The organism is Pantoea sp. ARC270 (assembly GCF_003236725.1).
GTDB lineage: Bacteria > Pseudomonadota > Gammaproteobacteria > Enterobacterales > Enterobacteriaceae > Pantoea > Pantoea anthophila.
In genome coordinates this window covers 61180-76488 of sequence record NZ_PUGA01000005.1, presented here as the reverse complement: position 1 = coordinate 76488, position 15309 = coordinate 61180, and the positions used below count along the sequence as shown (strand labels likewise).

14 protein-coding genes are annotated in these 15309 nt (G+C 55.3%); 9 read left to right on the top strand and 5 right to left on the bottom strand.

Translation table 11 applies throughout. The annotated features are described in order from the left end of the window. Window positions 1-47 precede the first annotated feature (47 nt). The gene (locus tag CKF42_RS03810) at window positions 48-599 is read right to left on the bottom strand and encodes an NAD(P)H nitroreductase (protein WP_058957286.1); all 552 of its coding nucleotides are present in this window, start codon (window positions 597-599) and stop codon (window positions 48-50) included. A 173-nt stretch (window positions 600-772) separates the two neighbouring features. On the opposite strand from CKF42_RS03810, the gene sppA reads away from it, so the two are divergent. From sppA to pncA, 3 genes are all read left to right on the top strand, one after another. Next, a complete protein-coding gene (gene sppA, locus CKF42_RS03805; protein ID WP_058957287.1) occupies window positions 773-2635 on the top strand; it encodes a signal peptide peptidase SppA in 1863 nt (620 codons plus the stop codon). A gap of 85 nt (window positions 2636-2720) precedes the next feature. Beyond that, window positions 2721-3734: an asparaginase gene (gene ansA / locus CKF42_RS03800; protein ID WP_111207574.1), complete on the top strand. Its 1014-nt coding sequence runs from the start codon at window positions 2721-2723 to the stop codon at window positions 3732-3734. Between the two features lie 17 nt (window positions 3735-3751). Next, complete coding sequence (gene pncA, locus CKF42_RS03795; RefSeq protein ID WP_058957288.1) at window positions 3752-4360, top strand: bifunctional nicotinamidase/pyrazinamidase; 609 nt, start codon at window positions 3752-3754, stop codon at window positions 4358-4360. A gap of 28 nt (window positions 4361-4388) precedes the next feature. On the opposite strand, the gene CKF42_RS03790 is transcribed toward pncA, so the two are convergent. Together CKF42_RS03790 and msrB are read right to left on the bottom strand one after the other, a co-directional pair. After that, window positions 4389-4670 carry a YeaC family protein gene (locus CKF42_RS03790; protein WP_009089887.1) on the bottom strand — a complete coding sequence of 94 codons (282 nt, stop codon included), beginning with the start codon at window positions 4668-4670 and terminating at the stop codon, window positions 4389-4391. Between the two features lie 5 nt (window positions 4671-4675). Then, on the bottom strand, window positions 4676-5086 hold the full coding sequence (gene msrB / locus CKF42_RS03785) for a peptide-methionine (R)-S-oxide reductase MsrB (RefSeq protein WP_046101932.1): 411 nt from the start codon (window positions 5084-5086) through the stop codon (window positions 4676-4678). Window positions 5087-5427: 341 nt separating this feature from the next. Here msrB and gapA point away from each other — a divergent pair, with 341 nt between their 5' ends. Continuing rightward, window positions 5428-6426: a glyceraldehyde-3-phosphate dehydrogenase gene (gene gapA / locus CKF42_RS03780; RefSeq protein ID WP_046101933.1), complete on the top strand. Its 999-nt coding sequence runs from the start codon at window positions 5428-5430 to the stop codon at window positions 6424-6426. A 74-nt stretch (window positions 6427-6500) separates the two neighbouring features. After that, window positions 6501-7400, top strand: coding sequence for a D-hexose-6-phosphate mutarotase (locus tag CKF42_RS03775; RefSeq protein ID WP_046101934.1), 900 nt, complete (start codon window positions 6501-6503; stop codon window positions 7398-7400). Here the strand turns inward: CKF42_RS03775 and CKF42_RS03770 are convergent. Next, complete coding sequence (locus tag CKF42_RS03770; RefSeq protein ID WP_111207573.1) at window positions 7397-8248, bottom strand: aldo/keto reductase; 852 nt, start codon at window positions 8246-8248, stop codon at window positions 7397-7399. The two genes, CKF42_RS03775 and CKF42_RS03770, sit on opposite strands and share 4 nt — an antisense overlap. A gap of 72 nt (window positions 8249-8320) precedes the next feature. Next, entirely contained in the window at window positions 8321-9070 is a 750-nt protein-coding gene (locus CKF42_RS03765) for a MipA/OmpV family protein (RefSeq protein WP_009089879.1), read from the bottom strand. A gap of 420 nt (window positions 9071-9490) precedes the next feature. On the opposite strand from CKF42_RS03765, the gene yeaG reads away from it, so the two are divergent. The 4 genes from yeaG to CKF42_RS03745 all read left to right on the top strand — a co-directional run bounded on the left by yeaG (window position 9491) and on the right by CKF42_RS03745 (window position 15109). Next, window positions 9491-11425 carry a protein kinase YeaG gene (gene yeaG / locus CKF42_RS03760; protein WP_009089877.1) on the top strand — a complete coding sequence of 645 codons (1935 nt, stop codon included), beginning with the start codon at window positions 9491-9493 and terminating at the stop codon, window positions 11423-11425. Between the two features lie 88 nt (window positions 11426-11513). Next, window positions 11514-12791, top strand: a complete 1278-nt coding sequence (locus CKF42_RS03755; protein ID WP_111207572.1) for a YeaH/YhbH family protein — start codon at window positions 11514-11516, stop codon at window positions 12789-12791. 278 nt (window positions 12792-13069) lie between these two features. Continuing rightward, the gene (locus CKF42_RS03750) at window positions 13070-14797 is read left to right on the top strand and encodes a potassium/proton antiporter (protein WP_009089874.1); all 1728 of its coding nucleotides are present in this window, start codon (window positions 13070-13072) and stop codon (window positions 14795-14797) included. A 78-nt stretch (window positions 14798-14875) separates the two neighbouring features. Beyond that, complete coding sequence (locus CKF42_RS03745; RefSeq protein ID WP_009089872.1) at window positions 14876-15109, top strand: DUF1480 family protein; 234 nt, start codon at window positions 14876-14878, stop codon at window positions 15107-15109. Window positions 15110-15309: the final 200 nt, after the last annotated feature.

Below are 15309 nucleotides of genomic sequence, written 5' to 3'. Positions count from 1 at the left end.
GCAAAAAGCAGGGCTCAGAACGCCCTGCTGCCAGCGGATAAAGAGGATCAGAAATAACGCACGAAAGGCGTGGTGTCAGGCGGGAGAACCGTGGTGCCCGATTTCAGTTGTGGCGTGCCCAGATAGAGGAAGCCGACAATGGCATCCTGCTCCCGGCAGCCAAATGCCTGCCGCACCTGCTCGTCATCGGTCCAGGGACCGCTGCGCCAGATGCCGTTGTAACCCTGCGCGACGGCGGCCATCTGCATTGCCATGACCGCACAGCTGGCTGAGGCAATCTGCTCCCAGCGCGGCACTTTATGATGCTCCTCGCAGTGGGCCACCACCGTGATGATCATCGGAGCGCGAAACGGCGACTGACTTGCTTTGTTAATCGCCTTTTCATCCAGCTGTTTTTCCCGTGCCGCCCGCTCCAGCAGCTGGCTCATCCGGTCGCGCCCCTCTTTTTCCACAATGACGAACCGCCAGGGTTGCAGGGTGCCATGATCCGGGGCGCGCATGCCCGCCCGCAGGATATTTTCAAGGATCTCACCCGCCGGGGCAGGTTCACTCAGGCGTGAGGCCGAACGACGATTTACCAGTAATTCAAGGGCGTCCATGTTTCTCTCCCGATCTCTGTATTGTTGCCTTCATCCTGGCACAGCCAGATTTTTTGTAACAGTGCGCGGTGATTTCCTGCTGACTTTTAACACGGCGCTCTTTAGGATGAGCTCGTCGGGGAAGCCGGGGCCGCGCGGCGGCCACTTCCTGCTACATATTTATGGAGAGTCTGATGCGCACATTGTGGCGAATAATCGCAGGTCTGTTCCGCTGGAGCTGGCGGGTATTAAATTTTATCAGGGAATTCATTCTGAATATTTTCCTGATTTTGTTGATTGTGGTGGGTGTAGGGATCTGGCTGCAGGTCAGTGGCTCAGGCAGCAGTTCAGCCCCCATTCAGCAGGGTGCACTGAAAGTCGATCTCAGCGGTGTGCTGGTCGATAAACCCTCAGTGAGCAACCGCCTCAGCAAAATTGGCCGTCAGTTACTGGGCGCCAGCAGCGACCGTTTGCAGGAAAACTCACTGTTTGATGTGGTCGATGCCATTCGCCAGGCGAAAGATGACAGCAACATCAAAGGGATGGTGCTCGATTTACGTGAGTTTGCGGGCGGCGATCAGCCGTCACTGCAATATGTGGGTAAAGCGCTGCGGGAATTTCGTGACAGCGGCAAGCCGATTTATGCTCTGGGCGACAGCTACAGCCAGGCGCAGTACTACCTTGCCAGCTACGCCACCAGAATCTATCTCTCACCGCAGGGCACCGTGGATCTGCACGGTTTAGCCACCAACGGGCTTTATTACAAAACCCTGCTGGAGAAGCTGAAAGTGACCTCGCACGTTTTCCGCGTCGGCACCTACAAATCGGCGGTCGAACCTTTCCTGCGTGATGATATGTCCCCTGCCGCCCGTGACGCAGACAGCCGCTGGATTGGTCAGCTGTGGCAGAACTACCTGAACACCGTGTCGGCGAATCGTCAGATTACGCCGGAACAGCTGTTCCCGGGTGCGGCGGCGATTATTGCCGGGTTGAATGCAGTCAAAGGTGACACCGCGCAATATGCGCTGGATAACAAGCTGGTCGATGTTCTGGACTCGCGCGCGGCGGCCGATCAGGAGCTGGTAAAAACCTTTGGTCTGGATAAGCAGACGAACGATTACCGCAGCGTCAGCATCTATGACTACAGCGTGAAGTCCGCCTCAGCACAGCAGGATGGCAACATCGCCGTGGTGCTGGCCAGCGGTGCCATCATGGATGGTGAAGAGACACCGGGCAACGTCGGTGGCGACACCACGGCGGCGCAGATCCGCGATGCGCGTCTCGATCCCAAAATCAAAGCGATTATTCTGCGGGTGAACAGCCCGGGTGGCAGCGTCACCGCCTCTGAAGCGATTCGCGAAGAGCTGGCGGCGGCGCAGGCAGCGGGCAAACCGATTGTGGTTTCGATGGGCGGTATGGCCGCATCCGGCGGCTACTGGATCTCAACGCCTGCCAGTTATATCGTGGCGAACCCCAGCACGCTCACCGGCTCGATTGGCATCTTCGGGGTCATCAATACCCTGGAAAACAGCCTGGACAGCATCGGGGTTCACACCGATGGTGTCGCAACCTCGCCGCTGGCGGATATTTCCACCACCAAGGCGCTGCCTGCTGAAGTGCAGCAGCTGATGCAGCTGACCATCGAAAATGGCTACCGCAACTTCGTTGGCCTGGTGGCGAAGTCCCGCCATAAAACGCCGGAACAGATCGATGCGATTGCTCAGGGCCACGTCTGGACCGGCAGCGATGCGAAAGCCAATGGTCTGGTGGATGCGCTGGGTGACTTTGACGATGCGGTGAAGAAAGCGGGTGAGCTGGCCAAAGTCAGCAAGCCGCAGCTAAGCTGGTATCAGGATGAGCCCGGCTTCCTGGATCTGATCCTGGGTCAGATGAATGCCTCAGTGCAGGCCGTGCTGCCTGCCACGCTTAAGGCCTGGCTGCCCGCCCCCATGCTGGATGTGATGAGTGCGATGAAAGCCCAGCCGGGTCTGCTGGACCATCTCAACGATCCGCAAAACCGTTACGCATTCTGCCTCAACTGCGGCGAAGTGCGATAAACCTCGCAGCCCGGCCGCTGGTCGGGCTGCTTTTCCCCGCTATTCCCCTTATACTGCGCGTTTTACGGCAAGTCTGAGTGTTTTCATGCAAAAGAAAAATATCTATGTAGCCTACACGGGCGGGACAATCGGTATGCAGCGTTCGGCGCAGGGCTATATTCCGGTTTCCGGCCACCTGCAACAACAGCTGGCAGACATGCCGGAGTTCCACCGCCCTGAAATGCCTGATTTCACGATTCACGAATATCAGCCGCTGATCGACTCCTCTGACATGACGCCGGAGGACTGGCAGTCTATCGCTGAAGATATCCGCCAGAACTACGATCGCTATGACGGCTTTGTGATCCTGCATGGTACAGACACCATGGCCTTCACCGCCTCCGCGCTCTCATTTATGCTGGAGAATCTGGCCAAGCCGGTTATCGTCACCGGCTCGCAGATTCCGCTAGCGGAATTACGCTCGGACGGTCAGCAGAATCTGCTGAACTCCCTTTATGTGGCGGCCAACTATCCGATTAGCGAAGTGTCGCTGTTTTTCAACAACACGCTCTATCGCGGTAACCGGACCACCAAGGCGCATGCCGATGGCTTTAACGCCTTTGCCTCGCCTAACCTTCCGGCGTTGCTGGAAGCGGGTATTCATATCCGCCGCCTCAACACGCCGCCGGCCCCTGCCGGTCAGGGTGAGCTGAAAGTTCACACCATTATCCCGCAGCCGATTGGCGTGGTCACTATCTATCCGGGTATCTCTGCGGATGTGGTGCGTAACTTCCTGCGTCAGCCGGTGAAAGCGCTGATCCTCCGCTCCTATGGCGTAGGTAATGCGCCACAGAACAAAGAGTTTCTGGCTGAACTGCAACAGGCCAGCGAACGTGGCATCGTCGTGGTGAACCTCACCCAGTGTATTTCAGGCAAGGTCAATATGGGCGGCTACGCCACCGGCAATGCGCTGGAACACGCGGGCGTGATCAGCGGATCGGATCTGACCGTGGAAGCGGCACTGACCAAACTACACTTTTTACTCAGCCAGGATCTCTCTGCCGATCAAATCCGCGCCCGGATGCAGCAGAATCTGCGCGGCGAACTGACCGAAGACTGACTACGGAGCGAATCAGAATGAAGCGGGCACTCATCATTATTGATATACAGAACGATTTTTGCCCCGGCGGCCCGATGGCAGTCCATGAGGGAGACCAGACGGTCGACGTGGCAAATCGCTATGCGCGAGCCTTTCGCGAGAACGGGGAATGCGTGCTGGCCCTGCAGGACTGGCATCCGGCCGACCATGGCAGTTTCGCCTCGGTCTCCGGTGAGCCGGTCTATACGCTGGGTGAGCTGAACGGTCTGGCACAGATCTGGTGGCCGGATCACGGCATACAGGGCTCGGCCGGTGCAGACTTTCACCCCGGCCTGGATCGTTCGCTGTTCGATGCAACCTTCCACAAGGGTCAGGACCAGGATGTCGACAGTTACAGCGCCTTTTTTGACAATGGTCATCGCCGTAAAACCGAGCTGGACAGCTGGCTGCGCGAGCGTGGCATCACTCATCTGGTGATGCTCGGGCTGGCGACCGACTACTGCGTTAAATACAGCGTGCTGGATGCACTGGAGCTGGGTTATCACGTTGAGGTGGTCAAAGAGGGCTGCCGCGGCGTGAATCTGAATCCTGAAGACAGCGAGATCGCCTTTGCGCAGATGACCGCGCAGGGCGCGGTTCTGATTTAAAACAGAGCTGGCAGGACGCCAGCTTTTTTTAGTGCAGATGAATACGGGTCACGTCCGATTCAATACCGAACTCTTCCTTCAGCTCTTTTTTTGACTTCATCACCATCTCCCCCCCTTTGCCGATGGTCATGTGCTGCGGCGCATCGTTGTGTCTCGCCTGCCACATCATGACCAGCTGCAGGCAGTTGTCACGCTGCTCCTGGGTCAGGGCCACGCCGTCCGGCCACTTACCGATCTCCACCGCCGTTGCCAGACGCTGATAGACTTCCGGCGTCATTGACGCCAGCATGGCTTCCAGTTGTTCCTTCATCGCCCTTACCCTCTGGTCTGTTCGCCCTGCTCATCGGTGAAATTCAGCGAGGCGGAGTTTACACAGTAGCGTTCGCCGGTAGGCTGCGGACCATCCGGGAAAACATGCCCGAGGTGCGCGTCACAGCTGCCGCAGCGGATCTCCACACGCTGCATACCGTGAGAGTTGTCTTCGATATAGCGAATCGCCTCATCACTGACCGGCTGATAGAAGCTAGGCCAGCCACAGCCTGAGTCATATTTGGTTTCTGACAGAAAAAGGGGCGCTTCACACACCAGACAGTGATAGATGCCCTCCTGCTTGTTGTGCAACAGGGCGCCGCTGTAAGGCGGTTCCGTTCCGCGATGCTGAGTAACGTAGCGCTGCATTTCAGTCAGCTGCGCAATTTTTGCTTCGGGTGCGGTCTCTTTAGCCATTTTAGGATTCCGGGCAGTGCCATTCTGAAAATTTCGTCTATTATTCTAACAAATGATCAACATAACCCGGGTCTTTTTTTGTGCTCACCCTTTCACTCTGCCCTTCGCAAAGCGGATTTGTGACTTCGATCACCTTTTATCCGGAGCATCCCTATATATTCGGCGATTGATTCAATGAAGCGCGATATCATTGGCGGCGCGCAAGCGGTTGCGCACCGAATAATTCCTCTCAGGCGAATTGATTTGTCGCAACAATTGACACGATTCCGCTTGACGCCTGGTAAGGTTTTTGTAATTTTACAGGCAACCTTTTATTCACTAACAAATAGCTGGTGGAATATATGACTATCAAAGTAGGTATCAACGGTTTCGGCCGTATCGGTCGCATCGTTTTCCGTGCTGCACAGAAGCGTTCTGACATCGAAATCGTTGCTATCAACGACCTGCTGGACGCGGATTACATGGCGTACATGCTGAAGTATGACTCTACTCACGGTCGTTTCGACGGCACCGTAGAGGTTCAGGATGGCGCACTGATCGTAAACGGTAAAAAAATCCGTGTTACTGCTGAGCGTGACCCGGCTAACCTGAAGTGGGATGAAGCAGGCGTTGACGTTGTTGCAGAAGCAACCGGTATCTTCCTGACCGACGAAACCGCACGCAAACACATCACCGCAGGTGCTAAGAAAGTCGTTCTGACCGGTCCATCTAAAGATGACACCCCAATGTTTGTTCGTGGTGCAAACTTCGACAAATATGAAGGCCAGGATATCGTTTCTAACGCATCCTGCACCACTAACTGCCTGGCTCCGCTGGCAAAAGTTATCAACGACAAGTTTGGTATCGTTGAAGGCCTGATGACCACCGTTCACGCGACCACTGCTACGCAGAAAACCGTTGATGGCCCGTCTCACAAAGACTGGCGCGGCGGCCGCGGCGCATCGCAGAACATCATCCCTTCATCAACCGGCGCAGCGAAAGCCGTTGGTAAAGTTCTGCCAGAGCTGAACGGCAAACTGACCGGTATGGCGTTCCGCGTTCCAACCCCTAACGTTTCCGTTGTTGACCTGACCGTGCGTCTGGAAAAAGCGGCATCTTACAAAGAAATCTGTGCTGCAATTAAAGCTGCTGCAGAAGGCGAGATGAAAGACGTTCTGGGCTACGTTGAAGATGACGTGGTTTCTACCGACTTCAACGGCGAAGTCCTGACTTCCGTGTTTGACGCTAAAGCGGGTATCGCGCTGAACGACAACTTTGTGAAACTGGTTTCCTGGTATGACAACGAAACTGGCTACTCAAACAAAGTTCTCGACCTGATTGCACTGGTTTCTGCTAAATAAGGCAGCCAGACATCATTGAGAATAAGGGCGACTTCGGTCGCCCTTTTTTTGATCCGCACAGGAAGGAATCGAACATGCAAGACAAACTGTTTTCTCTGCCGGTAGTCACGCAGATCTCCCCTTACCTCTCGCAGCGCCAGGTGGGTGAATTGCCGACCATTGTCGTCAGCCATCCTAAAGTCCGGGCGGCAATTACGCTGCAGGGCGCACATCTGATCGCCTGGCAACCCAGCGGTGAAAAGCCGGTGCTCTGGCTGAGTGATAAGAGCCTCTTCTCACCGGGTAAAGCCATTCGCGGCGGCGTGCCGATCTGCTGGCCCTGGTTTGGCCCCGCTGGTGAACCGGCACACGGTTTTGCCCGGGTTCAGCCGTGGAAGCTGACCGCGCATGACGAAAATGACGAGGGGGTGATGCTGACGCTGGTGCTGGAGAGCAATCCCCAGACGCTGAAACTCTGGCCACATGAGTTCACCCTGATTGCCCGCTTCCGTCTGGGTGAGCATTGCGAGATTGAGCTGGAAGCCTATGGTGATTATGAGGCCACGGCGGCGCTGCACAGCTACTTCAGCGTGAGCGATATCAGCGGTGTAGAGGTCTCCGGTCTCGGCAACAGCTATATCGATAAAGTGAACAACGGCGAGACCGGCAGCAGCGACGGCAGACAGCGTTATCCAGGCCGCATCGACCGCATCTTCACCGCGCCGGAAGATTGCTCGGTGATTCATGACACAGCGGGTCAGCGTCAGGTCGAGGTTTATCATCACCATCATAGTGACGTTGTCACCTGGAACCCCGGCGTAGAACTCTCCTGTAGCATGGCCGATATGGCGAATGAGGGTTATAAAACGATGGTCTGCGTGGAAACCGCGCGCATCAGTAAACCGCTACGCAGTGCGGGCGAGAAACCGGCACGGCTGGCCACGACGTTCCGTCTGAAAAAGAAAGCCGCCGCCAGCGACAAGGCTATCGGCTAAACGATATCCAGCGGTAATTTATGCTGCGGTGCAGGCCAGGCGCGATCGATAAGCTGAAGCTCTTCGTCGGTCAGCACCACCTCCAGCGCCGCAGCATTCTCCTGCACGTGGGCCACAGAGCTGGCTTTAGGGATAGCGATCACGCCAGGCTGACGAATCACCCACGCCAGCAGAAGCTGCGCCACGCTGATGCCCTTCTGCTGTGCAATCTGAGTCAGCAGAGGATCGGTAAAGAGCGTATCCCGCAGCCGACCCGCCTGCGCCAGGGGACAGTAGGCCATCACCGGCACGCCACGCTGCTGACAGGCTGGCAACAGATCAAACTCAATACCGCGTGACGCCAGATGGTAGAGAACCTGATTGGTCGCACAGTGTTCCCCATTGGGTTCATCCCACAGTTCGGCCATGTCATCTGTATCGAAGTTTGACACCCCCCAGAAACGAATCTTGCCCTGCTGCTGCAGCGTTTCCATCGCGCGCAGTGTCTCTTCCAGTGGAATATTTCCGCGCCAGTGCAGCAGGTAGAGGTCGAGGTAATCCGTCTGTAACCGGCGCAGACTGCGCTCGCAGGCTTCAATCGCATCCGAGTGACCTGCATTCCAGGGATAGACTTTGGAGACCAGCAGGGCCTGATCGCGGCGGCCGCGCAGCGCCTCACCGACGACCTCTTCTGCGCCGCCATCCGCATACATTTCGGCCGTATCAATCAGCCGTAACCCGCAGTCGAGTCCGGCCTGCAGGGCAGCGACTTCACGGGCACGCTGCGACGGATTTTCACCCATAAACCAGCTACCCTGACCGATAACCGGCAGCGAGGCATGGCCGGCAAACGTCATTCTGTTGCGCATTCTCTTCCCTTACCCCATTACGGGGCCCTGTAAAAGAACAGAGGGCGGTAAACGCCCTCTTTTAGTGCATACTCAGAAGCTGTAGCTGACGCCGGTCCAGACCGTCGCCTGCCCGCTTTTATCAATCATCGGGCTGTCTTTGATTTCGCTGTCAAAGCGGGTGTAACGCCCTACTACTCCGACGTTCCACTGCGTGTCAATCTGATAGCTGGCGCTCAGCTCAACATAAGGTGACCAGCTGTCATCCGGATTATAACGACTGATGCCGGTCCGGGCGCTCTCATGACCGGAGACACCGTAGTAATAACGGTTCTGATTGGCACTGTTCCACATGGCACCGATGCCTGGCGTCAGGCTGAAGTCGCCCATCTGGAAGCGATAGAGATAGGTCAGGTCCCAGATGACGCCGTTGCTGTTGTTCAGCACATCACCCAGCAACGCGGTGCGGACAATCCCCCAGTCTGCCGTGTGACGGTAAGTGGCACCGCCCATCAGCGTCATGCGGCGCTTATCCAGTCCTTTCATATCGCCCAGATCGTTGTCGCTGGGTTTGTACTCTTGCGGTGACCCCAGCAGGGTCAGCGACAGCTGATTCTGTGGATCTTTCCACAGGTAGTAACCGCCCTGCAGGCTGCGGAACCAGAAGTTTTCACCCTCGTAGTTGATCACCGGAACCGGAAGATACCGGTCCTGTCCGCCGCGATACGGTGACTCTGCGTAGATGACCGATGCCCCCAGAGAAAGCGGATCGGCACTCGCCTGCCCGGTGAGTAAATAACAGGGCAGAAGGGCAACAAGCGTCTTAAATTTGAATTGGTTCACAATTTATTCATTCCATAAATATAACAATCAAACCCTAAGTCTAACGGTTTTTTACCGCTGGATTAACTTATATCAAAATCCTTTAAGTCAGTTACCGATGCAGGTGGCATTAAAGGTTAAAAGTACGTTAAGTTAATGCTTCAGTCAGTTGAACCCATCTCACAACAAATCAAAATTGCCGTTGATCTTCCCCTCATTCACGCAAACCCACGGAGGAAATTTCTTAGAAGCCATCTACAGTTAGAAGTAACAGCAAAGAGTTTGGACGAGCAGAGTAACCACAAACGTTGTGTATCCCGATAAAAAAGATCAGGTTGGCATAAGGGTTGCTGTACTCAACAGAGAATATCTTCCGGGAGCTGCTACAAGCCTCTAATTACGCTCCTTACCTGTGCTAAAAACGAAAGGACGGGCATCGCTATGAATATATTCGATCACTATCGTCAGCGTTATGAAGCTGCCAAGGACGAAGAGTTCACACTGCAGGAATTTCTTGCCATCTGTAAGCAGGATCGCAGTGCATACGCCAACGCTGCAGAACGACTGTTAATGGCTATCGGAGAGCCGGTAATGGTCGACACTGCTCAGGAGCCACGCCTTTCCAGAATATTCTCCAATCGTGTGATGGGACGCTATCCGGCGTTTGAGGAGTTCTACGGTATGGAGGAGGCGATTGAACAGATTGTCTCCTACCTGAAACATGCCGCCCAGGGACTGGAAGAGAAGAAACAGATTCTCTATCTGCTCGGCCCGGTCGGTGGTGGTAAATCGTCACTGGCGGAACGGCTCAAGTCGCTGATGCAGCGGGTGCCCATCTATGTGCTGAGCGCCGACGGCGAGCGCAGTCCGGTGAACGATCACCCCCTCTGCCTGTTTAACCCGCAGGAAGATGCGCACATTCTTGAGAAAGAGTATGGCGTACCGCGTCGTTACCTGGGCACCATCATGTCGCCGTGGGCCGCTAAACGGCTGCACGATTTCGGTGGCGATATCTCCCGCTTTAAGGTGGTAAAAGTCTGGCCATCCATCCTGGAACAGCTGGCCATCGCGAAAACCGAGCCGGGTGATGAGAACAACCAGGATATCTCCGCGCTGGTGGGTAAAGTGGACATCCGTAAACTGGAGAACCACGCGCAGAACGATCCGGATGCTTATGGTTACTCCGGTGCCCTCTGCCGCGCCAACCAGGGGATTATGGAGTTCGTGGAGATGTTTAAAGCGCCGATCAAGGTGCTGCATCCGTTACTGACCGCCACCCAGGAGGGGAACTACAATGGCACCGAAGGAATTTCGGCGCTGCCCTTCAACGGCATCATCCTGGCGCACTCCAACGAATCCGAATGGGTCACCTTCCGCAACAACAAAAACAACGAGGCGTTCCTTGACCGTGTCTACATCGTTAAGGTGCCTTACTGCCTGCGCGTCTCTGAAGAGATCAAGATTTATGACAAGCTGCTGAACCACAGTGAGCTGGCCACCTCGCCCTGTGCGCCCGGAACGCTGGAAACGCTGGCCCGCTTCTCCATCCTGTCGCGTCTGAAAGATCCGGAGAACTCCAGCATCTACTCCAAAATGCGGGTCTACGATGGTGAAAGCCTGAAAGATACCGACCCGAAAGCGAAGTCGTGGCAGGAGTATCACGACTATGCCGGTGTGGATGAGGGAATGAACGGCCTGTCGACCCGCTTTGCCTTTAAGATTCTGTCGCGGGTGTTTAACTTTGACCACACAGAAGTGGCGGCTAACCCGGTCCATCTCTTCTATGTGCTGGAGCAGCAGATTGAACGTGAGCAGTTCCCGCAGGAGCAGGCTGAGAAGTATCTTGAGCACCTCAAAGGCTACCTGATTCCTAAGTATGCTGAGTTCATCGGCAAGGAGATTCAGACCGCCTATCTGGAATCCTACTCTGAATATGGTCAGAACATCTTTGACCGCTACGTTACTTACGCCGACTTCTGGATTCAGGATCAGGAGTACCGCGATCCCGATACCGGACAGCTGTTCGATCGTGAATCGCTCAACGCGGAGCTGGAGAAGATTGAGAAGCCCGCCGGGATCAGTAACCCGAAAGATTTCCGTAACGAGATCGTGAACTTCGTGCTGCGTGCCAGGGCACACAATAACGGTCGTAATCCGAACTGGACCAGTTACGAGAAATTACGCACCGTCATCGAGAAAAAGATGTTCTCGAACACGGAAGAGTTACTGCCGGTCATCTCGTTCAACACCAAGACCTCTACCGATGAGCAGAAAAAGCATGATGATTTTGTCGATCGCATGATGGAAAAAGGCTATACCCGCAAACAGGTTCGCCTGCTCTGTGAGTGGTATCTGCGAGTGCGCAAGTCGTCCTGATAAGAGTCTGTAAGCATGCCGGGTTGTCAGACCGGCACCACAGGTCGGGTTCGCCCGGCCTGCTTACAATGCAGTTTGGGGGAATACCATGGCCTATTTCATCGATCGCCGGCTGAACGGCAAAAACAAGAGCGCGGTCAACCGCCAGCGCTTCTTGCGCCGTTACAAGTCACAAATCAAGCAGTCGATCTCCGAGGCCATCAATAAACGCTCGGTGACCGACGTCAGCAGCGGTGAGTCTGTCTCAATCCCGATTGACGACATCAATGAGCCGATCTTCCATCAGGGACGGGGCGGAAATCGCCATCGGGTCCATCCGGGTAACGACCATTTTGTGCAGAATGACCGCATCGAACGGCCTCAGGGTGGTGGAGGCGGTGGCGGCAGTGGTCAGGGCAATGCCAGTCAGGATGGTGAAGGTCAGGATGAGTTTGTCTTTCAGATCTCGAAAGATGAGTATCTTGACCTGCTGTTTGAAGATCTCGCCCTGCCTAACCTGCGCCGCAACCAGCATCGTCAGCTGAACGAATACAAGACCCACCGGGCGGGCTTCACCTCTAACGGCGTACCCGCCAATATCAGCGTGGTGCGCTCGCTGCAGAACTCGCTGGCGCGGCGTACGGCGATGACGGCGGGCAAACGCCGGATGCTGCACGAACTGGAAGAGACGCTTCTGCAGGTGGAGAACACCGAACCGGCACAGCTGCTGGAGGAGGAGCGGCTGCGCAAAGAGATTGCCGAATTGCGGGCCCGTATTGAGCGGGTGCCCTTTATCGACACCTTCGACCTGCGCTACAAAAACTTTGAGAAACGCCCGGAGCCCTCCAGCCAGGCGGTGATGTTCTGTCTGATGGATGTCTCCGGCTCCATGGATCAGGCGACCAAGGATATGGCGAAACGCTTCTATATCCTGCTCTACCTGTTCCTGAGCCGCACCTACAAGAACGTCGATGTGGTCTACATCCGTCACCACACCCAGGCGAAAGAGGTGGATGAGCAGGAGTTCTTCTACTCGCAGGAGACGGGCGGAACCATCGTCTCCAGTGCGCTGAAACTGATGGATGAGGTGGTGAAGGATCGCTATGACCCGGCGCAGTGGAACATCTATGCGGCGCAGGCGTCCGATGGCGATAACTGGGCCGACGATTCGCCCCTCTGTCATGAGATTCTGGCGAAGCACATTCTGCCGGTGGTGCGCTATTACAGTTATATCGAAATCACCCGCCGTGCCCATCAGACGCTGTGGCGCGAATATGAGCATCTGCAGGCGATGTTCGACAACTTTGCGATTGAGCACATCCGTGAACCGGAAGATATCTACCCGGTGTTTCGTTCACTGTTTCACAAACAGGCCACGGAAGCCTGATTCGCAGACATTGCAGAGTGACGCTCTTTTTTACACGAAGCCGGTTAACCACCGGCTTTTTTCATCAGCTGAATAACCTGTTAAAACAACCTGTTTTCCTCCCCTTGCCTGCCAACCCCCTCATTCTTCACATTAATCTGATTCCGTATACGTTTAAGCAATTCGTATAATGTGCATTTTCACAATGACAACTCCTTGATAAACCATTATCTTTCAGAGATAGCATGGATATTTATCACCGCTTGGGCATCTCACCGTCATATCTCAGGAGACCGGGTTTGAACCACACTATCGTCTACAGTCTGTTTATCATCGGTTCCGTGCTGGTCGCATCGAGCATTCTGCTCAGCTCTTTCTCATCCAGGCTGGGCATTCCTATTCTGGTCATCTTCCTTGCGCTGGGTATGCTGACCGGGGTCGATGGTATCGGAGGCATCGCCTTTGATAACTATCCGGCGGCCTATCTGATTTCCAACCTGGCGCTGGCAATCATCCTGCTGGATGGTGGTATGCGCACCAAAGCCAGCTCGTTTAAGGTCGCGCTGGGGCCCGCGCTGTCGCTGGCCACCATCGGCGTCATGATAACCGCCGGCTTAACCGGTGTGGTTGCCGCCTGGTTGTTTAAGCTGGATATGATGCAGGGATTCCTGATTGGCGCGATTATCGGCTCCACGGATGCCGCCGCGGTCTTCTCCCTGCTGGGTGATAAGGGCCTGAACGAGCGCGTCAGCTCGACACTGGAAATCGAGTCCGGCAGCAACGACCCGATGGCGGTGTTTCTGACCATCACCCTGATTGAGATGATCGAACAGGGTCGCAGCGGGCTTGACTGGATGTTTCTGGTGCACCTGGTGCAGCAGTTCGGCCTGGGGATCGTGCTGGGCCTGGGCGGCGGCTGGGCGCTGCAGCAGCTGATTAACCGCATCAGCCTGGCGGGTGGCCTCTATCCACTGCTGGCGCTGAGTGGCGGCATTCTGGTGTTTGCGCTGACCACCGTACTGGAGGGCAGCGGCATCCTGGCGGTCTATCTCTGCGGCTTTTTACTCGGCAACAGCCCGATCCGCAACCGCCACGGTATTCTGCAGACCTTTGATGGTATGGCGTGGCTGAGCCAGATTGGCATGTTCATTGTGCTGGGGCTGCTGGTCACCCCTTCCGACTTGTGGCATATCGCCGTGCCGGCGATGATCCTCTCACTGTGGCTGATTCTGGTGGCGCGCCCCCTGTCGGTGTTTGTTGGCCTGCTGCCGTTCCGCAGTTTTACCACCCGTGAACGCTTCTTTATCAGCTGGGTCGGGTTACGCGGTGCGGTGCCGATTATCCTGGCGGTGTTCCCGATGATGGCCGGATTAGAAAACGCCTCACTCTATTTCAACATCGCCTTCTTTGTGGTGCTGGTCTCGCTGATGTTGCAGGGTACCTCGCTGGGTTTTGCGGCAAAAAAAGCGAAGGTGGTGGTGCCGCCGACGGCCTCCCCCATCAGCCGTATCGGTCTGGATATCCATCCGGAGAATCCGTGGGAGCAGTTTGTTTATCAGCTCAGCGCCGACAAGTGGTGTATCGGAGCTGCGCTGCGCGATCTGAAGATGCCGCGCGAGACCCGCATCGCCGCCCTGTTTCGTGACAATGTGCTGATGCATCCCAACGGCGGGACACGCCTCAGAGAGAACGATGTGATCTGCGTGATTGGCCGTGAGCGCGACCTGCCAGCCCTGGGCAAAATGTTCAGTCAGTCGCCGCCAGTTTCGCTCGACCAGCGGTTCTTTGGTGACTTTATTCTGGATGCAGAAGCACGCCTGCGCGACGTCGCGCAGATCTACGGGCTGGAACTGGATGAGAGCACCAACGATCAGCAGTCGCTGGGACAGCTGATGCTGGGCATGCTGGGGGGCGCGCCCGTGGTCGGGGATCAGGTTGAGTGGAATGAGCTGACCTGGACCGTGGCGGAAAAAGAGGATAATCGTATCGTGAAAATTGGTGTCCGGCCGGCAGAAGAGAAGGAATAATCCTAATCATTCAGCCACGTTATTTTCTGTTGATACGCTAAGCTTACAGCTCTGTGCCAGAAAAAACGGGAGAAATGAATGGGACACGTGGTTAAAATTGGTCGTTATGAGATTGTTGATGCCGATCTTGACGGTGAGCACCCTGACACCGTCAGCATTCCCTGTCACACCAATCCCGGCTTAATTACTCAACTCGACGGCTGGGATCGCGATACCAGCGTACCGGCGTGGATTGATGGAAAACCGGTGGATCTGCAGATTGGTCATTATGATAAAGAGCAGGACCGCTGGATTTTAAAAAGACCCGCCTGATGCCTTATCACTACCGCCAGTCGCGAGATTTGGCGGTAATTCCTAAAAAGCGTCTTAAACAGTTTAGTTATAACTGCACCCCTGCTTATTTTATCCTTATATTACATGGCGTTACCCGTTTAAAACTTTAATCACTTTTGTTGTTTTCAGATTTTTTCCGTATTAACGCCGTCAAATATCTCCTGCATACTCATTCTCAA